Source organism: Hahella sp. NBU794, from assembly GCF_050749805.1.
Lineage (GTDB): Bacteria > Pseudomonadota > Gammaproteobacteria > Pseudomonadales > Oleiphilaceae > Hahella.
Map to the genome: position 1 here is coordinate 2,468,094 of NZ_CP192738.1, position 20,924 is coordinate 2,489,017.

General features: G+C 56.1%; 23 protein-coding genes. 20 read left to right on the forward strand and 3 right to left on the reverse strand.

Annotation, left to right across the window (positions count from 1 at the left end; all coding sequences use genetic code 11):
• Positions 1-266: 266 nt before the first annotated feature.
• The 4 genes from ACQYWX_RS11085 to ACQYWX_RS11100 are packed head-to-tail and all read left to right on the forward strand — an operon-like array spanning position 267 to position 1,706.
• A complete protein-coding gene (locus ACQYWX_RS11085; protein WP_431688789.1) occupies positions 267-650 on the forward strand; it encodes a M15 family metallopeptidase in 384 nt (127 codons plus the stop codon).
• Positions 647-1,051, forward strand: coding sequence for a 3TM-type holin (locus tag ACQYWX_RS11090; RefSeq protein WP_253938772.1), 405 nt, complete (start codon positions 647-649; stop codon positions 1,049-1,051). The genes ACQYWX_RS11085 and ACQYWX_RS11090 overlap by 4 nt, the downstream gene beginning before the upstream one ends.
• The gene (locus ACQYWX_RS11095) at positions 1,051-1,329 is read left to right on the forward strand and encodes a hypothetical protein (RefSeq protein WP_011398331.1); all 279 of its coding nucleotides are present in this window, start codon (positions 1,051-1,053) and stop codon (positions 1,327-1,329) included. Before ACQYWX_RS11090 ends, ACQYWX_RS11095 begins: the two co-directional genes overlap by 1 nt.
• Positions 1,329-1,706, forward strand: coding sequence for an HNH endonuclease (locus ACQYWX_RS11100; protein ID WP_431688790.1), 378 nt, complete (start codon positions 1,329-1,331; stop codon positions 1,704-1,706). Before ACQYWX_RS11095 ends, ACQYWX_RS11100 begins: the two co-directional genes overlap by 1 nt.
• Before the next feature lie 67 nt (positions 1,707-1,773).
• On the opposite strand, the gene ACQYWX_RS11105 is transcribed toward ACQYWX_RS11100, so the two are convergent.
• From ACQYWX_RS11105 to ACQYWX_RS11115, 3 genes are all read right to left on the reverse strand, one after another.
• Entirely contained in the window at positions 1,774-2,169 is a 396-nt protein-coding gene (locus tag ACQYWX_RS11105) for a glycine cleavage system protein H (RefSeq protein WP_431688791.1), read from the reverse strand.
• 218 nt (positions 2,170-2,387) lie between these two features.
• Positions 2,388-3,170 (reverse strand): transglutaminase-like domain-containing protein, encoded by a 783-nt coding sequence (locus ACQYWX_RS11110; RefSeq protein ID WP_216740464.1) that lies wholly within the window; start codon positions 3,168-3,170, stop codon positions 2,388-2,390.
• A gap of 25 nt (positions 3,171-3,195) precedes the next feature.
• Positions 3,196-4,053 carry a transglutaminase family protein gene (locus ACQYWX_RS11115; protein ID WP_431688792.1) on the reverse strand — a complete coding sequence of 286 codons (858 nt, stop codon included), beginning with the start codon at positions 4,051-4,053 and terminating at the stop codon, positions 3,196-3,198.
• Positions 4,054-4,567: 514 nt separating this feature from the next.
• On the opposite strand from ACQYWX_RS11115, the gene ACQYWX_RS11120 reads away from it, so the two are divergent.
• From ACQYWX_RS11120 to ACQYWX_RS11195, 16 genes are all read left to right on the forward strand, one after another.
• Positions 4,568-5,044 (forward strand): phage terminase small subunit P27 family, encoded by a 477-nt coding sequence (locus ACQYWX_RS11120; RefSeq protein ID WP_431688793.1) that lies wholly within the window; start codon positions 4,568-4,570, stop codon positions 5,042-5,044.
• A 13-nt stretch (positions 5,045-5,057) separates the two neighbouring features.
• The gene (locus ACQYWX_RS11125; protein ID WP_431688794.1) at positions 5,058-6,776 is read left to right on the forward strand and encodes a terminase large subunit; all 1,719 of its coding nucleotides are present in this window, start codon (positions 5,058-5,060) and stop codon (positions 6,774-6,776) included.
• Positions 6,776-7,981 (forward strand): phage portal protein, encoded by a 1,206-nt coding sequence (locus ACQYWX_RS11130; RefSeq protein ID WP_431688795.1) that lies wholly within the window; start codon positions 6,776-6,778, stop codon positions 7,979-7,981. Before ACQYWX_RS11125 ends, ACQYWX_RS11130 begins: the two co-directional genes overlap by 1 nt.
• Before the next feature lie 19 nt (positions 7,982-8,000).
• Complete coding sequence (locus tag ACQYWX_RS11135) at positions 8,001-8,558, forward strand: HK97 family phage prohead protease (RefSeq protein WP_431688796.1); 558 nt, start codon at positions 8,001-8,003, stop codon at positions 8,556-8,558.
• A 5-nt stretch (positions 8,559-8,563) separates the two neighbouring features.
• A complete protein-coding gene (locus tag ACQYWX_RS11140; protein ID WP_431688797.1) occupies positions 8,564-9,757 on the forward strand; it encodes a phage major capsid protein in 1,194 nt (397 codons plus the stop codon).
• On the forward strand, positions 9,757-10,044 hold the full coding sequence (locus tag ACQYWX_RS11145; RefSeq protein ID WP_431688798.1) for a head-tail connector protein: 288 nt from the start codon (positions 9,757-9,759) through the stop codon (positions 10,042-10,044). Before ACQYWX_RS11140 ends, ACQYWX_RS11145 begins: the two co-directional genes overlap by 1 nt.
• A complete protein-coding gene (locus ACQYWX_RS11150; protein ID WP_431688799.1) occupies positions 10,041-10,379 on the forward strand; it encodes a phage head closure protein in 339 nt (112 codons plus the stop codon). Before ACQYWX_RS11145 ends, ACQYWX_RS11150 begins: the two co-directional genes overlap by 4 nt.
• On the forward strand, positions 10,376-10,876 hold the full coding sequence (locus ACQYWX_RS11155; RefSeq protein ID WP_431688800.1) for an HK97-gp10 family putative phage morphogenesis protein: 501 nt from the start codon (positions 10,376-10,378) through the stop codon (positions 10,874-10,876). Before ACQYWX_RS11150 ends, ACQYWX_RS11155 begins: the two co-directional genes overlap by 4 nt.
• The gene (locus ACQYWX_RS11160; RefSeq protein WP_431688801.1) at positions 10,873-11,247 is read left to right on the forward strand and encodes a DUF3168 domain-containing protein; all 375 of its coding nucleotides are present in this window, start codon (positions 10,873-10,875) and stop codon (positions 11,245-11,247) included. Before ACQYWX_RS11155 ends, ACQYWX_RS11160 begins: the two co-directional genes overlap by 4 nt.
• Before the next feature lie 2 nt (positions 11,248-11,249).
• On the forward strand, positions 11,250-11,666 hold the full coding sequence (locus ACQYWX_RS11165) for a hypothetical protein (RefSeq protein ID WP_431688802.1): 417 nt from the start codon (positions 11,250-11,252) through the stop codon (positions 11,664-11,666).
• A 14-nt stretch (positions 11,667-11,680) separates the two neighbouring features.
• Positions 11,681-12,046 (forward strand): hypothetical protein, encoded by a 366-nt coding sequence (locus ACQYWX_RS11170; RefSeq protein WP_431688803.1) that lies wholly within the window; start codon positions 11,681-11,683, stop codon positions 12,044-12,046.
• Positions 12,047-12,087: 41 nt separating this feature from the next.
• Complete coding sequence (locus ACQYWX_RS11175; RefSeq protein ID WP_431688804.1) at positions 12,088-12,267, forward strand: hypothetical protein; 180 nt, start codon at positions 12,088-12,090, stop codon at positions 12,265-12,267.
• Positions 12,268-12,300: 33 nt separating this feature from the next.
• Positions 12,301-14,166 carry a hypothetical protein gene (locus tag ACQYWX_RS11180; protein WP_431688805.1) on the forward strand — a complete coding sequence of 622 codons (1,866 nt, stop codon included), beginning with the start codon at positions 12,301-12,303 and terminating at the stop codon, positions 14,164-14,166.
• Entirely contained in the window at positions 14,166-14,558 is a 393-nt protein-coding gene (locus tag ACQYWX_RS11185) for a hypothetical protein (protein ID WP_431688806.1), read from the forward strand. Before ACQYWX_RS11180 ends, ACQYWX_RS11185 begins: the two co-directional genes overlap by 1 nt.
• Before the next feature lie 88 nt (positions 14,559-14,646).
• Positions 14,647-19,899, forward strand: coding sequence for a hypothetical protein (locus ACQYWX_RS11190; protein ID WP_431688807.1), 5,253 nt, complete (start codon positions 14,647-14,649; stop codon positions 19,897-19,899).
• Between the two features lie 158 nt (positions 19,900-20,057).
• Positions 20,058-20,822: a hypothetical protein gene (locus tag ACQYWX_RS11195; protein WP_431688808.1), complete on the forward strand. Its 765-nt coding sequence runs from the start codon at positions 20,058-20,060 to the stop codon at positions 20,820-20,822.
• Positions 20,823-20,924: the final 102 nt, after the last annotated feature.

Consider the following 20,924-nt stretch of genomic DNA (forward strand, 5'->3'; position numbering starts at 1 on the left):
AATATCTTGGAGATATTAAAACCCCAAAAACAAAGCCTTAAGTAAGGCGTATTGTTTTAATTTTTGGAAATATACTGTCCAATTTTGCATTATTGTTGCTTTTTTTGAAACAATTGTGTAAGCTGTTTCCCATATTCTGCACTACTACGCCCTGACAACTCTCAGGGCGTTTTCATATAAAGACTCGGTATCCGAAAGGGGCCGGGTTTTTTGCTTTCTAGAGCCTCGCTTATGCGGGGCTTTTTCGTTTGTGGGTTATGCAAAACATGAGCTTCTACTTAGGAAAGCGCTCCAAGTCGCGCTTGGTTGGCCTGCATCCTGACCTTGTGAAAGTAGTGGAAAGGGCGATTCAGATCACCCCGATAGACTTCACTGTGCTGGAAGGTCTGCGCAGCCTTGAACGCCAAAAGGAACTGTATAAGGCAGGCAAATCAAAGACGATGCGCAGCCGCCACTTAACGGGGCATGCGGTGGACCTGGGTGTGCTGATAAACGGCGCTATCACTTGGGAGGCCCGCTATTATCAGATACTCGCCGACGCTGTGAAGCAAGCCGCCGAAGGGCTGGGCATTCCCATAGAGTGGGGCGGTGACTTCAACGGCTTTTTCGACGGGCCTCATTATCAACTACCTTGGAAAGAATACCCATGAGCGCCTGGGCCTCAATTCTGAACCTGTTTAAACCGGTCGCCGACCTGATCGACAACGTCCACACCAGCGACGAAGAGCGCCTGCAGGTACAAGCGCAACTATTCCAGATTCAGGCCGAGCTAACCCAGCGAGTGATGGAGTACGAAACCAAGCTGCTGGAGGCGAAGGCCAGAACGATTCAGGCGGAGGCCCAAGGGCAAAGCATCCTGCAGCGCAATTGGCGCCCGTTAACTATGCTGTGCTTTCTGGCGCTGGTTGTGTGCGACTCCTTCGGTCTGCTGACGTTCAGGCTAAGCGTGGAAGCCTGGGACCTGCTGCAAATAGGCTTAGGTGGATACGTCGCCGGCAGATCGCTGGAGAAGATCGCTCCCAAGGTAACCGACGTGATGAGTAAGAAATAATGGAAGAGAACCAAACCACCCGGAGGCACTGGCACTTGGACAAGACCATCAGTGTGGGCCACCTGATCAGCACGCTGGTAATCGCCATTTCCGTGATCACCTGGGCGGGCTCCATAGATCGCCGTGTGGAGCAAAACGCGTTGGCGGTTAAGTACCTGAATGAAGAGCAGGTGCAACAGCGTCAGCGTATTGATGCTGTGCGTAATGAGATTAAAACAGATCTACGGGCGATCAACGATAAGTTGGACCGGCTCATAGAGCGGCAGAGTGAAAGATAATGCCCAAGGCATCCCTAAGGCCCTGTAAGGATAAAGGCTGCCCCAATACGACCCGACATAAGTCACGATACTGTGAGAGCCACGCAGACAAGCGAGAGGCCACACGTTGGGGAGTCTGGCAACAACAGAAGGGCAGCGACACCCAACGCGGTTACGGTTGGCAATGGCGTAAGCTGAGGGTGCGGATACTGAGACGGGATAACTATTTGTGTCAGGTGTGCTTAAAGGCGGGGCGTACCAGTGCGGCCACTGAGGTGGATCATATACTGCCCAAGGCGGAAGGAGGGGATAATCGTGGCAGTAATCTTCAGGGTATTTGTAAGGCGTGTCACCGGATGAAAACAAATATTGACGTGAAAAAGCAAGCCGCTACCTGACGCTCAAGGTTGCCAATCCAGTGGCATTGCTACCGTATGTACTCATAGGTAGCGAACGCAATAAAGTTTAAGCATATGCAAACATGGGCGAAAGTCTGAAAGTAATATCATACTCGGATTCAGACATTAGCTCTTTAATATCTGAAGCATCCTCAATTTTCACAATGAGCAGCCAGTCATTGCCATATGGATTGCTGGTGTCATGGGAAGGATGGTTGTTGGTGCTGACAATGTAGCCTGAAATTGGCATGTAAAAAGGCAGAGTCTCCCCCCTTAGGGTTTCAAGTGTCCCAATTTGTTCTCCTGAGACATAGAGCTTGGTGTAGTCAACGTTACAAGATAGCCTTATAGAGCCTTTAAGATCTGACACAAAATCTGTTACACCTACTATAGCGAAGCTGGCTAAGATGCGAACCCATTCGTGGCAGGAATAATATTTTAATGTGGATCGGGTCTCGTTCATGATGTCACCTAGACGGATACAGCATTCTGGAGGTATTTATTTGCAGGTGGGGAGTCCTGAGAGAGTTGCCGGTAGCGATACCTAGGCGCAAACGGTAGCAAGATGCTAGTGCAAGGTGCATCTCTTACCCTATTCCTAATGAAGGGAAAAAGACACCGTTTTCAAAAATATATTTTCATTAACAAATAAGTGCTCATGTAGGCAATATACCGGCGTATTTAACCCAACTCTACGCATACTTTTTGCTGAGTGGGGTACACAGCTGGACCAAACTGGTTGTAGATTGCGACATCTGCTGCGTCTCGACCATAGCCCAGAGCGACATAACCTCCTTTTTTGGAATGCTGTGTTGCGTCGAATGTGTACCATCGCCCAGCCACAAAGGCTTCAAACCAAGCGTGTAATTCCATTGGTTGTAGGGCATTTAGGTAACCTACCACCATGCGAGCAGGAATGCTCAAGCTGCGACAAAGAGCAACGCCAAGGTGGGAAAGATCTCTGCATACGCCAATTTGCCTTTGATTCACCTCGATAGCTGAAAGAGGTAATAGGCTGCTTCCAGGTTGAAACTGTATGGTTTTACGCAGCCAGCTTTCTATTTGAGCCACTTGGTCGTAACCGGGGTGTTGGTTGTGCGTAATTTGTCGCGCCATTTCATTAAAATAGTCAGATTCACAGTACCTACTGGGCAGCAAATATTTTAATACGCTGTCAGGCAAGTATTGAATATCTACAAAGTAGCCTCCTGGCTCCTCATCGATATAGTTGGATGTCATGATTCGGGCTGACGTATAGACTCTAAAATTCCCAGGAGGGGCAACCAGTCTCTGACAAAGGTTGCCGTAATCGTCAGTAAACTCGAAAACAGGAACACTCGGAAAAAGAAGATACTCCTCGGATGCAATCCACTGCTGCGCACCGCTTCTGGGGCGTAGCATCAATATGAACGGAGTGGGGTATTCGATTGTAAAAAGGAGTTCACAGCTTGTTTTTAGCCACATAGGCTACACCTCTTGATGGCGGGGCTTAAGTGATGTCACTTACCTCGACATTTACCTCCATGGATGAGCCGGGGACTCCGAAGAAGCTACCTGCTATTGGCGGTATTGACTCTGGTAATCTGGCTACTGCGACGGCTATATGTTCGGCTCCTGCTATTGACCCTCTGGTGGGGTCAAAGCCTTTCCAGCCTGCGCCGGGAATAAATACTTCCGCCCATGCATGTGTTGAGCCGGACTGGGCGGACATGCAATTGGTATGTATGTAACCACTGACGAACCTTGCGGCAAAGCCTAGTTTTCTGGCTGAGGCCATAAAAAGGTTTGCGGAATCTCGGCAAGACCCTGTATTGAGGAAGAGTGTGCTTTCTGCACTCTGGACGCCCTCTTCTTCGCGTCTATGGTAGGCGATTGTGTGAAAAATACGTTGGTTTAGTCGTAGCAAGAGGTTAATGGTTGGAATACGTTCACCATGCCGCCATAGCTCGCTAATCCAATTCATAAAATGAAAGCTATTTGTCTCATCCATTCCGCTATTGATATAGGGCGACAACAAGACCCTGTCTTCATCCAAGTAGTTGAATGGATAATCCACGGCGTAGTCTGCGACAAGAAAGTCATACGGAATCAAGTCGTATTTTTGAATTAGGATCTCGCTGTATATCCTCAGTCTTCTGGCTTGATCGGAAAAGCTGGCGATGGAGACCGAGTTTCCTTCGACATCGCGGTGCCAACGCTGAGTAGCTGACGGAAAGATTTCCAATTTAGATGACTCGATCCGCAATTCATGGCCCTCCCTTGGGCGCAGTCGCAGTGTGTGTGGGTGCAACTGTACCAATCCCGAGTAGGTGTAGGTTGTCTCATGAGTAATCCTATATCGCCTCATGCTGAGATGTGCGATCCCTTGTGATTAAGAGTGATTGTTGGAAAGGGAGGGCTGAATGCGGTCACCGTGTTGGGGCCGAATAATGAGAGCAGTTAATTGTGACTTGCTCTAAAGCTCTACGGAAAAGACGGATAGTTAATGAGTAAGGGGCGAAAGAGTATCCTCTGATATTCAGAGGACTAACGGAAGGATGGCTACCATAGTTGTGGGGCATATATTCGCCTCCTTAGCACAATAAAATTCCTTTGCTTAAAAATGATATGGAGGTGAAAGTGGGAGAATCAAGAGGAGGCAGATACATTGGACGACCAAAGACCAGGAAGCTGTGAGCTTTAATCAAGTGGTCAGCGCCCGTTTAAGCGTTGCAAAGCGCTAGATGCAGAGACAAAGCCAGATCTGATTCTGAAGATGCCGAAGGTGGGGGGCAGGTCAAATTTCTGATACCTGAGCGACCAACACCGCACCCCTAAGTCTTTTTTTATACCCGCGAAATTAAAAATTTCAGGCTAACGCAATGAGTGGAACCGCAACCAGAGCTGGAAGGGGGCGGAAGCCCAAGCCCGTTGCGCAAAAGCTCCTGGCCGGCAACCCCGGAAAGCGTCAGCTCAACACCCACGAACCCCAGTTTTCACAGATCACTAACATAGATTGCCCGGACTGGCTGGGCGACGACGCGCGCCGCATGTGGGAGCTGATCGCCCCGGAGCTCTGCGCGCAAAAGATCATCGCCATTACGGACGTGCATAACCTAGAGGCCTTCTGCGCCGCCTATGGTCGATGGCGTTTGTCTGAGCGTGAGATAGCGCAATACGGCATTACGATCACGGACGCAAACGGCGGCCTGAAGAAGAACCCGGCGGCCACCGTCGCCAATGAATCCTTAAAACAACTGGCGACCTTCGGGGCGCTCCTGGGCCTGGACCCATCCAGTCGCCAACGTCTGACCGGCGGCGGCAATCACGACACGTCAAACCCCTTCGATAAATTCTGATTTCGGTTACTCCATGGCGGCTAAATATCCTCACGTCGAGGCGGCGACGCGGTACGCCCGCGCCGTGCTGGACGGGTCTATCCCTGCGTATCGGTACACGCGCCTGGCGTGCCAGCGTTACCTGGACGATCTCGCCCAGGAGAGCGACCCGGACTATCCGTATTACTTCGACAAGACGGAGGCCGAGCGTGTCTGCGAGTTCGTCGAGCTGCTGCCGCACACCAAGGGCGAGTGGGCGTTCAAGCGTCAGCTTATCAAGCTGGAGCCCTGGCAGGTGTTCGGCTTCGTTAATATCTTCGGATGGAAGAGCAAGGCCGACGATCTTCGCCGCTTCCGCGAGGTGTATTGGTGCGTGCCAAGGAAGAACGGTAAAAGCATTATCGCCGCCGGCGTGGGGCTGTATATGTTCGCCTGCGATAACGAGTTCGGCGCGGAGGTCTACAGCGGAGCCACCAACGAACGCCAAGCCTGGGAGGTGTTCAGGCCGGCCAAGCTGATGGTCTCCAGAACGCCTCTGCTTCAGAAAGCAAAAGGGATCGCGGTCAACGCGAAGAACCTCAACCGCCCGGCGGATGAGGCTCGTTTTGAACCGGTCATTGGTAAGCCCGGCGATGGCGCAAGCCCCTCCTGTGCGCTGATCGATGAGTATCACGAACACGACGCCCCCGACCTGTATGAGACCATGGTGACGGGGCAGGGCGCACGCCGGCAGCCGCTGACGTTTATTATCACCACCGCCGGCAACAACATCGAAGGCCCCTGCTACGACAAGCAGACCGAGGCGCAAGAGATGCTGGACGGCGTCGCGCCGAATGACGAGCTGTTCGCCCTGATGTATGGCGTGGATGATCCGGAGCGCTGGGCGGACCCGGATGTATTGGCCATGGCTAATCCGAATCTGGGCGTTAGCGTTTATAAAAAGTATCTGGAAAGTCAGCAGCAAAAAGCGATTCGCAGCGCCCGCTTTCAGAACATATTCAAAATTAAACACCTGAATATATGGGTTACGGCGCGCTCGGCGTTCTTCAACATGGAGCAATGGCAACGCTGCTACGACCCCAGCCTGAGCGTGGAAGACTTCGAAGGTCAGGAGTGCATCGGCGGCCTCGACTTGGCCGGCAAGTTGGACTTGAACGCTTTCGTCAAACTGTTCTATCGCGATCTGGCAGATGACGACCGCCGCGTGCGCCGGCATTACTACTGCCTCTCGCCGGTGTTCTGGGCGCCCGAGGATACAGTCAACAACCCGGACAACCGCAAGCTATCCAGTCGTTATCAGAAGTGGGTCAACCTGGGGGCGCTCACCGCCACCGATGGCGCCGAGGTGGACTATCTGGAAGTGCTGGCGGAAGTCACCGACACCAACCAACGCCACCCCATTGCGGAGATCGGCATCGACCCGCACGGCGCGCTGAACCTGTCGCACCGCCTGGACGACGAGAACCTGAACCCGGTGCAGATCACGCAGAACTATTCCGGTATGTCCGCCGGCATGAAGGAGCTGGAGGCGGCCATCGCCGCCGGGCGTTTTCATCACGACGGCCACCCCATTTTAACTTGGTGTATGGGCAACGTGGTCGGACGCTATATGGGCGGCGCCGATGACGACATCGTTCGCCCGACCAAAGAACACAAAGACAAAAAAATCGACGGCGCGGTCGCGCTCATCATGGCCGTGGGCCGCGCCATGCTGGCGGCGGAAACCACTGGTCCCAGCATAAGGTTTGCCTGATGTTCTCCATTTTCAAACGTAAGAACGCCGCCGTCATCGACAGCTCGGCAAAGCTCGCGGAGTTGCTGGGCGCTTGGTATGACGCCGACGCCGGCGTGCAGATCACCCCCGGCAACGCCCCGGAGATCAGCGCTGTGTTTTCGTGCATCAAAGTCCTAACCGAATCTATCGGCATGCTGCCCTTAAACCTGTTTAAGGAACTGCCCGGCGGCGGTTCGGAAAAGGCCAGCGGCCACCCGCTGCAGGCGCTTCTAAAGCATGGACCGAACGACTACCTGACGGACCAGGAATATAAAGAACTGATCGTCGCGCACCTGTGCTTACGAGGTAACCATTACAGCTACATCAACCGCACGGCGTCGGGCCGGGTGCTGGAGTTGCTGCCCATGGCCCCGGACGCAGTGACGCCAAGACTGTCCAACGACTACGAACTGACTTATGACGTGCAGTTCAAAAGCGGCCCTGTGCGCACGCTGCCGGCGGAGGAGGTGCTGCATATCCGCTTATGGAGTCTGGACGGTTTAACAGGATTGAACCCGATTCAGTACAACCGCCACTGTTTGGGGCTGGCCAAGGCGACCGAAAAGCATGGCTCCACACTGTTCGCCCATGGCGCGAAACCCTCTGGCGTGCTCTCCACTGATCACGCGCTGACAGATAAACAATACGAGCGGCTGAAACAGGAGATGGAGTTACACAGGGGCGTGTCCAACCAAAACCGGGAAATGATCCTCGACGGCGGCTTGAAGTGGCTGCAAGTGTCGATGACGGCGGAGGATTCGCAATTCCTTGAAACCCGCAAGTTTCAGCGTTCGGAGATCGCCGGCTTTTTCCGGGTTCCGCCGCACATGATCGGCGACCTGGAGCGGGCGACGTTTTCGAATATCGAGCATCAAGACTTGGCGTTCGCCCGTCACACTCTGATCCCGTATTGCACCCGCATCGAGAAGCGCATTAACAAGTCGCTGCTCTCAGACAAAGAGCGCGCCGCCTATTTCGCCAAGTTCAACATCAACGCCCTGATGCGCGGCGACATGAAGACCCGCAGCGAATACTACACGGCCATGATTCAAAACGGCGTCATGAGTCCGAACGAAGTCCGCATCCTGGAGGATATGAACCCACGAGAAGGCGGCGACACCTACCTGACGCCGCTCAATATGGCGGTTAACGGTCAGCCTGCCGACGAGACGGAAACGAATTAAGCAGCCAGACGAGGCACGCATGCACACCAAGCAAAAACTGGATATCCCATTAAAGATCAAGTCTCTCTCCGACACCGGCGAGTTTGAAGGGTACGGCTCCGTATTCGGAGTTAAAGACTCGTACAGCGACATTGTCGTCAAAGGCGCGTTCACGGCCTCGCTTGAACGCTGGAAACAGCAAGGCCGCCTGCCTGCGCTGTTATGGCAACACCGCATGGATGAACCTATTGGCGTCTATACCGCCATGGAGGAAGACGAGCACGGTCTGAAGTTGTCCGGGCGTCTGCTGGTTGACGATGACCCACTGGCCAAGCGCGCTTATGGGCACCTTAAAGCCGGCTCTATTTCCGGCCTCTCTATTGGTTATTCCGTGCCGTCCAACGGCATGGAGTACGACAGCGCCAAAGAAGCGTTTTTGATTAAAGAAATCGACTTGTGGGAAGTGTCCCTGGTGACCTTTCCCGCCAATGACGAGGCGCGCATTGCGCAGGTCAAACACCGCCAACGAAACGCCGAGCACGCACAAGCCCTGGCCGCTATTTCATCCCTAAAACATATATTCACCACAAGGAACTAACCCTGATGCCAGTCGAATTAAAAGACATCCAAGACGTAGCGGAAGAACTGTCTAGCCGCTTCACGGAATTTAAATCAGCCAATGACTCCTCTATGGAGGCCACCCGCGCAGAGGTAATCAAGCTCACCGAAAAAACCGACAAGCTCAACGCCCAGCTCAGTGAACTGGAGGCCCTGAAAAAGGAGCTGGACGGCCTTTATAAAAAGCAGAACCGCCCCGGAACGGTGGAAGGGGATGCGGAATACCGCAAACACTTTATCGACCAGTGGATGCGAAAAAACAACGCCGCCGGCATTGAGGTCAAGGCCGTCAACCTGGGTGCGAATCAGGACGGCGGCTTTGGCGTGCCGGAAGAGTTGGACCGCCAGATTTTGGAATTAGAGCGCGAGCTGTCTCCCATGCGGGCGCTGTGCCGCAATATCCAGGTGTCCACGGATGGGTACAAGCGTTTGGTTAACCTGGGCGGCGCCGGCTCTGGCTGGGTCGGTGAAACCGACGCCCGTCCGGAAACCAACACACCCAAGCTGGCGCAGATTGAAGCCTTCATGGGGGAAATCTACGCCAACCCCGCCACGACCCAAAAGGCGCTGGATGATGTGTATTTCAACGTTGAGCAATGGATCGCCGACGAGGTGGCGCAAGAGTTCGTCGACCGCGAAGCCGACGCCTTTCTAAATGGCGATGGCGTGGGCAAACCGAAAGGCATCCTGTCTTACGCCATGGACGCGGCCCCGGACGCCTCCCGCGAGTTCGGCAAGCTGCAACGAGTGATCAGCGGCAAGGCGGGCGACTTCACCGCGGATAACCTGCTAAGCGTGATCTACCGTCTCAAGAAAGCGTTTCGTCGCAACGCCAGCTGGATGATGACCGGAACCACGGTGGAGAAGGTGCGCAAGTTCAAGGACGCGGACGGCAACTACATGTGGCGTCCGGGCATTGAGGCGGGCCAGCCGTCCATGCTGTTGGGTTACGGTATTGAAGAGAACGAGGACATGCCGGAAGTGGCGGCGGATGCGAACGCTATTTTGTTTGGCGACTTCATGCGCGGGTATTCGATTGTTGACCGAATTGGCGCACGTATGCTGCGCGATCCCTACACGCACAAACCCTTCGTCCACTTCTACACCACGAAGCGGGTGGGCGGCATGTTGGTCGACTCCAACGCCATTAAGGTGCTGACGTTGAGTAAGGGGGCGTAATGGCCCCCATCACCTTAGAGGAAGCCAAGCAGCATCTACGGGTCGAGCACGAGGAAGAAGACGCCTACATCTCAGCGTTGATCGCCGTGGCGCGCAATCTGGCGGAGGAATATTCAGGCCTTTCCCTGGAGGAAGGCGAGAGCATTCCCGAGCTGGCCAAGCACGCCATAAAAATGATCATCGCCACCCTGTACGAGCAACGGGAGGACCAGACGGCGGCGACGGTCTCACAAGTCCCGCTGTGCTCCAAAGCGCTGCTGGATCTGCTGCGGATTCGGCGGCTATGAGAGCGGGACGACTACGGCGGCGGGTGACGATTCAAGCCAACGTCTCCACTCAGGATGAGTACGGCGAAACCGTGCAAGGCTGGCGAGAACTCGTCACGCGCTGGGCGGGCGTGGAGCCGCTGTCCGGTCGCGAGTTCCTGGCCGCCAGCGGTCCCCGCGCCGAACTGACCACCCGCATCGTGCTGCGTTGGGAGCCGGCGCTGGCTGGGCTCACGTCCCAGGATCACCGGGCAATCTATCAGGGGCGCGTCTACGACATCCATTCCGCCATCAACACCCGCGAGGAAAACAAAGAGTGGGTGCTGATGTGCGCGGACACGGGGGCGGCGGTATGAGCAGCGGCGTCAAGATCAGCGGTTTGCGCGAGCTGCACCAAGCTTTACAGCAACTCGGCAAACAGGCGGCCAACAAGGCGGCGCGGGACGGGCTGACCGAAGCGGCCAAAACGTTTAGGAAAGAGATCCGTCAAGGCGCGCCAGTGAAAAGCGGCCACCTGCGCAAGCACATCCGCTACAAGCTCCGCAGGGATCGCAGCGGTCGCGGCTACACCGGTCGCGTGGGCGTCCATCCCAAGGCTTACTACGCCCGCTTTATCGAGTTTGGCGCGGCGCCGCACGCCATCCCCAACCCAACCATCGGGCGCGGAAGAAACAAGCGCAAAAACAAAAAGCGCCTGCGCATCGGATCACAGGTGGTGTCCGGCGTTAACCATCCCGGCATTGCCCCGCGTCCTTTCCTGCGCCCGGCGTTTCTACGGGCCAAAGACGCGGCGGTCAAAGCCGCCGGCAAACGCATGTGGCGTTCCATTATTCAAGCGAGGGCGCGCCGATGATTATTCCGCGATTACTGAAACGACTGCGTAAGGCGGATCAGATCAGAGCGTTGATTCCGCCGTCTGCGATTCACGGACGCTTTCTGCCGCCCCACGCAGCAACGCCAGCGCTGTCCCTGCTGTATGTCGGAGACGATCCCGTCAACGACTTGGGCGGAGAGGATAACAGCCGCCGCGAACGGGCGCAGATAGACGCCTGGGCCCCGACGCTCAAGCAGGCGGACCAGCTGGCGGAGGCGGTTATCAAAACGCTGGCCTTGCGTGGGCATGACTTCACCGCAACCCGTGCTGGTAAAACCTACGAGTACGACGACGCGGCCCAGCTCCACCGGCTGATGCTGGATTATTCATTTACCTTTTACGAGGACTGATCATGGCGAAAATGCCCGCCGACGGAACCAAAATTGAAATCGACAGCGCGACCCCCGGCACGCCCGACATCGAGGTGACCGGGGTTAAATCCTATTCGGGTTTTGACGGCGAACGTCCCGAAATCGACAACACGGACTTAAGCAGCGAGGCCTCCGAGTTCTTTCTCGGCAAGCGCGACTGGGGGAGCTTTAGCCTGGACTGGTTTATCAACTACGCCGACCCCGGCCAAAACGAAGTCCGCGCCGCCGAGCTGTCTGGAACTTTAAAGACCGTCAAGATCACGTTTCCCGACCTGACCACCGCTACATTCAAAGCCTATGTGAAGAACGCCACCAGTTTGAGTGGAGGCATCAGCGGCATGGTGGAAGGCTCCGCCGCGCTGCGCATCACCGGTAAACCCACTTTCGCGAAACCCTAAACGAGGTTTTTTTGATGAGTTACTTAAGCAAACAGCAAATTCTTTCCGCACAGGACATCACATCGGAAGACGTGGAGGTGCCGGAGTGGGGCGGGACCGTGCGGGTCGCGCTGATGAGCGGCGCCGCCCGCGACGACTACGAAGGCTCGCTGGTGAAGCTGTCTCCCGATGGCAGCGCGCATCGGGATCTGACTAACATCCGCGCCAAGTTGGTGGCGGTCTGTCTGGTGGATGACAAAGGCGAGCGCTTATTCAGCGAGAGTGACGTCAAAGCCCTGGGCGCAAAATCCTGCGCCGCCCTGGATCGCGTTTACCACGTCGCCGCCCGACTCAATCGCTTAACCCAAGGCGAGGTGGAGGACGCCGCAAAAAACTCCTGAGCCGGCCCGAGCGCCGGTTTTACTTCTACCTCGCCGCCAAATTGGGCAAAACCGTAAGAGCCCTACTGCAAGAGATCGACTCCGCCGAGCTGGCCGAGTGGATGGCTTACGAATCCCTAGACGCCTACGCCGAGCAATTCGAACGTGAGCGCCAGAGTAGCGCGGAGCGGTCGGACGCGCTGAAAAACCTCCTATTCGGCGACGCCTGGCGCGACGCCTAACTCTCTCCCTTTTTAACCTGGTTAAAGCCTTCTATGAGTCAGGAAATGATTGGCGCGCTGTCCATCGATCTGCGCCTTGCGACGGCCAAGGTCGAGGACGGATTGCGCAGCGTCAACAAGCATCTGGAGCGCACGGCGTCGGCAGCCAACAACGCTGGCAAGATGTTCACGACGCTGGCCACCATTGCCACGGCGGGCGTGTTTGGCGGGGTCATCAAAGGCAGTCTGGACGCGGCCAACCACCTGGGCGACCTGAGCGTGCGCCTGGGCGTGAGTGTGGAAGGGTTGAGCCGTCTCGCCTACGCGGCGGAATTGTCGGGCGTATCCGCCGGCACACTGGAAACCGGCCTGCAGCGCATGACGCGACGCATCGCCGAGGCGGCCGCCGGCAGCGGCGAAGCCATCGGCGCAATCAAAGCGCTGGGCTTATCCGCGCAGAAGCTCCAGCAACTGCGTCCCGAACAGCAGTTCGAAGTGCTCGCGGACGCTCTGGCGGAGGTGCCGGCGAAGTCGGACCGGGTGCGCCTCGCCATGAAACTGTTGGACTCTGAAGGCGTCGCTCTGCTGCAAACCATGGAAGGCGGCAGCGCCGCCATTCGGGCCATGGGCGAAGAGTCCGACCGCACCGGCAACACCATCAGCACAAGCTTTGCGACCCAGGCCACCGCCGCCAATGCCGCCATTATCAAGATGAACGCGGCGCTGACGGGCATGACCAACAACATGGCTGTGGCGTTGGGGCCGACCATCGAGCAGGTCGCGCACTTCCTGGGGGATGTGCTCCCCGAGGCGGCCAAGCTGGGCGGGCAGGCGGTGCGGTTGCTCGCCGCCGGCGCGCTGGAGGTCAGCGCCAGCGTGGTCGAGTTTATCCGGGTGGCGACCTACTACCTGGGCAAGCTCTCCGATGATGTGGCGCAAGTCGACGCTGAGCTGTACGCGATGCAGGAGAACCTGCGCGGCGCCACCGGCGACATTTTCGCGGAGATGGAGGGGGCGAACAGGGAGACGGAAAAGTTCAAGGTGACGCTGGGCGAAAGCGTCGTCACCTTGCTGGACTACCAGGGCGTGACCGCCACCGTGGCGGACAACCTGCAACGGGTGAAGGCGGCGCAGGAGGAAGCCAACGCCGCGTTGCAGCGTCAGAACGAAATCCGGGGGAACGTCGAAAGCATCCGCGAATCCCTGCTGACCGAAGAGGAGGCGGAACGGGAGTCCTACCAGCGCCGGCGGGACATGCTGCAGGAGGCGCTGGACGAAAAACTGTTAACCCAAACGCAGCATATGGAGTTGTTGGGCGAGCTGTCGGCGCAACATCAAGCCACGCTGACGGAGATCGAAGAGCGGGAGAAGGGCAGGCGCAAGGCCCTGGCGGAGGCGGAGCATCAGGAGCGGGTGTCGGTCATGACCGGCATGCTGGGCAACCTCTCCACCTTGATGGACACGAAAAGCAAGAAGCTGTTTGAGATCGGCAAAAAGGCGGCTATCGCTAACGCCTTGGTCTCTGGTTATGAAGCGGCGGTGCATTCCTACAACAAAGGCGCGCAGATTGGCGGCCCGATTGTAGGCGCTGCGTTTGCGGCCACGTCTGTGATCGCTACCGCCGTGCAAATCCAAAAACTGAAATCGCAGAAGTTTGGCGGAGGCGGAACGGTCAGCGCCGGCGGAGGCGGAGCGCCGCCCAACACTTACCAGCCGCCACAACCCACGATCCCCAGCGGACCCGCCAGCGGCAAAGGCGAGGGCGCGCAGATCATTTTTCAGTTTAACGGCTCTGTGAATGGCGACCCCTACCTGATCGCCGACGCCATCGCGCCGCACTTGCGGGACATTGTCAGCAAGAAAGACATCGTCCTCGTGGAAGCGAACAGCCGCAACGGGCAACAACTAAGAGGGCTCTAATGTACGTTGAATATATCGCAAGGCGCTTTATCGCGCCCGGCCATGTCGCAGGCGGCAATTACTGGATTGATGTGAAGCTGACGCGCTGTGATTTTGATGCGCAGATTGAGGCGCAGACGACCACGGCGCTCAGCGGCAAATCGAAAACCTTGCTCCACCGTATTGATCAGACCTACGACATCGCCACCGTGTACATGAACCAACCGGAGCAAATAGCGGAAATGCGGGAGTTCTTGGGGTCTGTTAGCGGTGGCGAGAGCTTTATGGTCAGCCTGTATGGCGACCAAGCGAGCCCGTTACAGTCCGCCACGCTGAGCCCGATCACCTGGAAAGAAGAACGCTACGGCACGACGGATTATTGTAGGTATACGTTCAAAGTGCGAGTGGCTTAAATATAGGCACGGCTTCCCATACGCCCAGCCTGAATGCCTCTTCGCCTCCTTTCTATTTCCCCAGCTTTATTAATAGGCATCCAACCTAATGAGAGTAAGCAATAGCGAGTTTGTCTCCGCCTGGAGCGGCGAGAGCGTGTCGCCCGTCTATGTGGTCGAGCTGTCGTTCGACCGCGCCAACGAGGACGTGGTGTATCTGACCAGCGGACCGGTAACGGGTTTGTCAGGCGTGGTCTATGACGGCGTGTTGAACGCCCGCACTTTGTCCGGCACATCGCAAAAAATCCAACCCGACAAAGGCTTGGCGTCCATCGGTAGCCTGGAGTTTGAGGCGCTGGACCATAACCTGAGCGCGCTGCAAAAAGCCAAGCTGGGCGACCGCAAGGGTCTACGCGGCAAGCGCGTGCGCGTCTGGGTCGGCGAGCGTGGTTTGCAGTGGCAAGACTTTGTCCTGGTGGCCACGCAGATCATCGAGAACGTCGAGATCCTGAACGGGGTTTATTCGTTTAGTTGCGCGGATGTGCAACGCACGCTGCGTAAGGATATTTTCGATGTCAAAAAAACGGCATTAAGAGGGACGGCGTTCACGATCAATAAGCGACTCCTGGTTTATTCCACCGAAGGATTTGAGCCCGTTTATCAACCTCCAGGCTCTGGCGTGACAGACGCCCCCGGTCAGACGGTTGGTTATCTCAAGATGCCCAATGGCTGCATCATCCGCTATCAGAGCAAAACGGAGACGACGTTTGAGGGATGCACCTGGGGCGTGCTGGGCACGCAACATCTGGCGACTATCTACCTGAAGACCTCCGACATGACCGCTGACAACGCGCCCATGGTGGAGGAATACGTGTACATTGAGCAGCCCGCGCCCATGCTGTTGTATGGATTGCTGACGGGGTATGTTTACGGTCACCCTGGCAAACGCTATCCAGACCACTGGCATTTGGGCGTCGATCCGCAATACGTGCGCACCTCCGATTTTATTAACATCGGCGCGGACCTTTGGGATCTCTCTGATGCGGATAAAGGTCTGCCGGCGGTGGTGCGCGGGCAAACCAAAGTAGACGGTAAAAAGTTTATCGAGGAGCAATTGCTGCTCATGATGGGCGCGTTCGCCCCCATCTACGCTAACGGGGAGATGGGGCTGCGTCGTCGCACGGCGATTATGTCTAGCGGCTCCTATGTGCGTGAGCTGAATGCCGGGAACTTGTTGAAGGTTGGCGCGCTGCGTCACGACATGGGGGCGGTCATTAACCAGATCGCGCTTCACTGGCACTATGACCCGGATAAAAAAGAATACCGCCGCGCCAATGTCCTGGTGGACCCGGACTCTATCGCCACCCATGGTCCCTCTGATCTTAAAGAACTGAAGTTTAAAACCCTGCACAGTTCCCGCCATGCCTATTCCGCCATCAAGCATCAGTTCGACGCGCTCCGCGACGCCTACGCTGGGCCTCCTTTGGTCATGGACGTGGTGGCCGATATGGACAACCATGATCTGGAGGTGGGCGATATTGTCCGCGTCAATTTGGAGCATGTGCAGGATTACACCGGCTCGATGGCGGACGGACGCCTGGATCGCAATTTTGAAATACAGCAGATCTCCACGGACTGGGTGACAGGGAAGGTTAAGCTTTCCTTGCTGGGCTCCTCGCAACCCGCAGGCGCCTTGCCCCCGGATCAAGACGGCGCAGCCCTGGCGGATGCATGGTACAGCTCCACCGGAGTGGCCATCAATGCCGCCAACTATCCAGGCAAGGTGTTGGAGACCAGCACGCAGATGCGCATCACCGGCGATATCTCTCTGAGTGGCGGAAGCAACCTGTATCAGTCCGTCTTCCATTGCGACCGGGATTTAACCGTGGACGCCGGCGTGACGGTCTATCTGTCAGGTAACGTACAGTTGCGCGTCAAAGGGTTTCTGCAGATCAACGGCAAGCTGGATGGCAAAGGGCGCGGGATTGCAGGCGGCGCAGGCGGGCAAACCGTGACGCTATCGGGTATCGGTTCCACGGTGGCGGGGGATGGCGTTATCTTTGGTCTGGGCACAGGCGACCGCCGCCGCTTTGAGTCCGGCGATAATCGTGGCGGCAAAAACGCCATGCCCTCCCGTAATAGCGTGGCTTATCTGAATTTGTCTGTAGACCCGGAAGGGCAACTGCAAGGCCTGCCGGAGGATATCCGCGGTAATGGCGGTCACGGAGGCGGCGCAGCCGTCAACAGCTACGGCGGTAACACGGGAGAGACCCCGGGCGGTCGTGGCGGAAACGGCGGCGCTGGTCTGCTGGTGGTGGCGCGAGGGATTGACCTGGGCGCAAATGGGCAAGTGGACACCAGCGGCGAGGACGGGGAATTGGGAAGCCCGCGCCAGATCGGCGGGAACTTGGACCCTAAAGCCTACATCAAGTCCGGCAGCGGCGCCGGCGGCGCGCCCGGCGCTGTGTATTATGTGATTGACGGCAAATACAACCCGCCCAATGTGACCGTGGGCAACAGCGCAGCGCACTATGGCGTCAGCCCGGTTCAAGACGGGGTTTACTTCATTGAGGGGCGCAAACACCAGAACGATACCGTGGGCGCATCCTGGGACCCGTCTTTTGAGGGGATCGATAAGGCGGTCGCTTCCGCCTATGTGGGGCATTACCTTGGCGCGGAGCGTGAGAATGCCGTGCGCGGTTTTCTGACCAAGGCGACCGGGGACGCGCCGAATATGGCGGAGTCCTGGCATCGCGTGCAGATCCTTTCTGGCTATCAAACGCCCGTCGTGTTGGATGAGGTTAGCGCGGCGGTTCCGAAATTTGTAACTGTAACGGAGTCGACCAATACGCCACGCACGCCGGATGGCAATATCTCTACATTGGAGATCAGCGTCACCCCGCCGGATGATCCCAACTATAACCACGCTTTTGTCCAGTATGCGCCGGCTAATCACTGGGCTTGGACGGACCTGGGGGCTGCCACGCCGGAACTCACCCTGCAGGTCGTGAGCGATGGCTCAAAGTATCAATTTCGAGCGTTCTCCGTCACCAAAACCGGGGTGCGATCATCTTTCTGGACCACGAGCAGGGTGGTCGCTGTGACGCGTATTGATAAAAACCCAATGACGACGGCGACGGTGCTTCCCCTGCTGACCCCTAAGGTGGCGCTGATCAATGGAGAGGAGGGCAAGACGCAGTTTAAAGGGCGCGACGCTCACATCTCTATTTACTACGCGTCGAAGTATCATGAGCCGCCGCACTTTGCGCATTACTGCGTGTCGGTTTATTCGCCGGAAAACCACCTGCTGCGGCGCGAATACATCACCGGGCGGAATTATTCCTACACCGGAGAAAAGAACCTGGAGGATGGCGGCCACCGGGCGTTCACCATTGGCGTGACGCCACAAGGCAAGCAAAACCAAAATGGGGAAGAGGCGTTAATCAGCGTGTCCAACCCCGCCCCCAAAGTCGCCATCAACAATACCGTGGCGGGGATCAGCACGGCGCGCACCTATCTGACCGACATCACCGACCCGGATTTCAAGGCGGTGAAAGTGTATCGCTCCACGGAGAAGGGCTTCACTCCTGGACCGGATAACCTAGTCTTTGACGGCTACGCCAACCCTGTCATTCACGAAGGGCTCCAGCAGGGCACGAACTACTATTTCCGCCTGTTGGGTCGGGATGAGTTCGGCGACGGCGAACTGACGCCGGAGTTCAGCTTCACAACACAGCCGTTTAATCTGGCGGGCGAGCTGAGCGACGGCGACAACCTGATTGTGCGCGGGAATGTCGTCAGCGAATACGGCGGCTCCAAAGTGATTCTGGGTCCGCTCAAGCGTGACGGTTATTTCAACGTGCTCGAAGCCAGCGCGGCGAACGCGCCCATATTCGAGGTTAGGGAAAACGGCGACCTTATGCTTGGCAGCGAGCAAAGCGGCTCTTATGCGTTCTGGGATCAGTCCGAAAAAGCGTTCAAGGTGTTCGGTCAGATCAACATCGCGGCGGGGAGCAAAGGCTATTCCGCCCTGCAGGATCGTCCCAACTCGTTGTCGTCCATCAATGCGGCGGAAGCTGGCAAGCTGCAAGGCATTCAGGACGGCGCCACCAAGGGGGCGGACTGGGGACAAGTGTCGGGCATTCCGCAACGGTTTTCCGATAGCGCTACGCCCGGTCTGAACCTGACGGCGGACTACCTTGGATTTCATAACGGCAGCCGCTTCACCACTTACATGGACCGAAACGGCCACTTCGCCCTGAACGCCGGCGCGGCGAATAACTGCCTGAGCTGGAACGGCTCTGTGCTGTCCGTGCGCGGGGATGTGTTGGCCACCAGCGTGGCGGCGAGCGTCAGCCTGAGCGCGCCCACGATCAGCGGAGGAACGATCCAAGGGACGAACATCACGGGAACCACCATTAATGGAGGCGCGATCAATGGAACCAGCATCACCGGCGCTACGGTAACAGGGTCCACGATGCAGACCGCCAGCAGCGGCAAGCGGATTGTTCTGTCCTCGGCCACCAATGAAGCCCACTTCTACGGGGATCAGGGAGACGGATCGATTCAGGAGCTGGCGAGTATCGGCATACGACCGGTCGGAGGCGACAAGTATGTGATGCAAGTGGGGAACCTGAACCCGGGCAACCGTCGGGCGGGCATACTGGCTCACTCGAATGATACGGTCGCGATCATGGCGCAATCGAATACGGGTATGCCGCTGTTTGCAGTGCATGAGTCACAGACCGCACGGACCAGCCCGGCGATATATGCGCTCAATATGTCGCACGATCCGATATCTATGGGCATAAAAGCGAGCAGCGCAGGCGGGGTAGGGGTGAATGCCCAGGGCAACAAGTATGCGGTTTACGCCAACTTTGGAGGCTATGGCCCTTTCACCGGCGCGCACGATTGCTTATTGCGTTCCGGCAGCGAGCCCAAGCCGGGACAAATCCTGGTCTATGGCGAGGTCATCAACCGTCGGGATCTGTCCAACGTGCTGCATGAAGTGCGCCTGTCATCGAAGCCGCGGCAGCGTGGCAAAGCGGGCGTTTATGTTTCCGCCACGGTCATTAACCCGGAACACTTTGACATGACGGACGAGGCGTTTGCGGAGCTGGAGAAGACTTATACCGCCGGCATTATGAACGCCTTGGGGGAAGGTCAGATCCTGGTTTGTGGTGAAAGCGGCGACATCGAGATCGGCGATTACATCGTCACCTCAAGCCGGCCCGGCATTGGCATGCGCCAGGAGGATGACGTGCTGCGTAGCTACACCATAGCGGAGGCCCGCGAGGCGGTTAACTGGATAGAGGAGGGAAGCGACGAACGGTTGATCTCATGTAAATATCTATGTGGCTGAGGGCGGGGTACTGGCTCGGCCTTCCTTTACAGGGGAATGCCATGGTTTTATGCCTGTCAGTCACAGAGTGATGCGGTAAAATGGAGTGGTAACTAGAGGTAGAGCGGTTATTGTATCGCTGCTGCAATTATAAATTAAGTAACTTGAAGGAGACTAATATGGAGCTTGGTGCTGCGGTTTCTAGTATTCAAAAAGCACTTAATGTTGGAGGTGGAAGTATAGATTATGCAGCGGGCGATTGGTTAATGCCAGTTTATTGTAATCACGTTTTTGGTACTGCGCTTTTTGATTTTGATATTGAATCTGGTAATGATGATGCCGAACGTGTTGCAAACCTTTTTCTATATAGAATAAAGAAAGATCATCGATGTAGCATAAAGGAAGTTTGGGTGGGTGAGGAATGTAAGTTGGAGTTTACTATCGATGATAAAGAGTTTTCATTGACTGTAATTGACCAGTCTAAATTCTCGGATTTAAGGGCTTATATAACTGAAGTTATTGAGGGTAATACTAGTTATATTGTAAGGGAATTGAATGGCTTTGGCTCTGGAGAGTCTCAATATGTTGTAATCCCATCATGCATCGAAGCGGAATTTGATGTGTTCAAAGAAAAAGCACCACCTTTAGAGCTGTTGATGAATGTTCTTGAAGTGGGATCAGAAGAAGGAATGTGGTCAGTTTTTAGAGCGTGTGGTAATCCAGAAAATCTCTTCAATCAAGCAACGGAAAATGGCGATAGGCCGATATTTGCTGCTATACGATCTAAGAATAAGTCACTAGTAAAAGCGACGCTAGAAAACGCTTCTCCATTTACTACTAATAAAGATAATATTAATGCAATAGATTATGCTAAAAATTATTTTAGTAATGAAGATGTGATAGAGCTATTTGAGGGGATTGAAGAGGATTGGTATCGTTTTTAGGTCGTTTAGAAGAATTGCAAAGGTCCCAAGTGTTATGTGACGGGCTAGCTCTTGAGGCTAAGCGTTTTTGCCTGCGCGAGGAAGGCGAAATGCCCCAAAGGT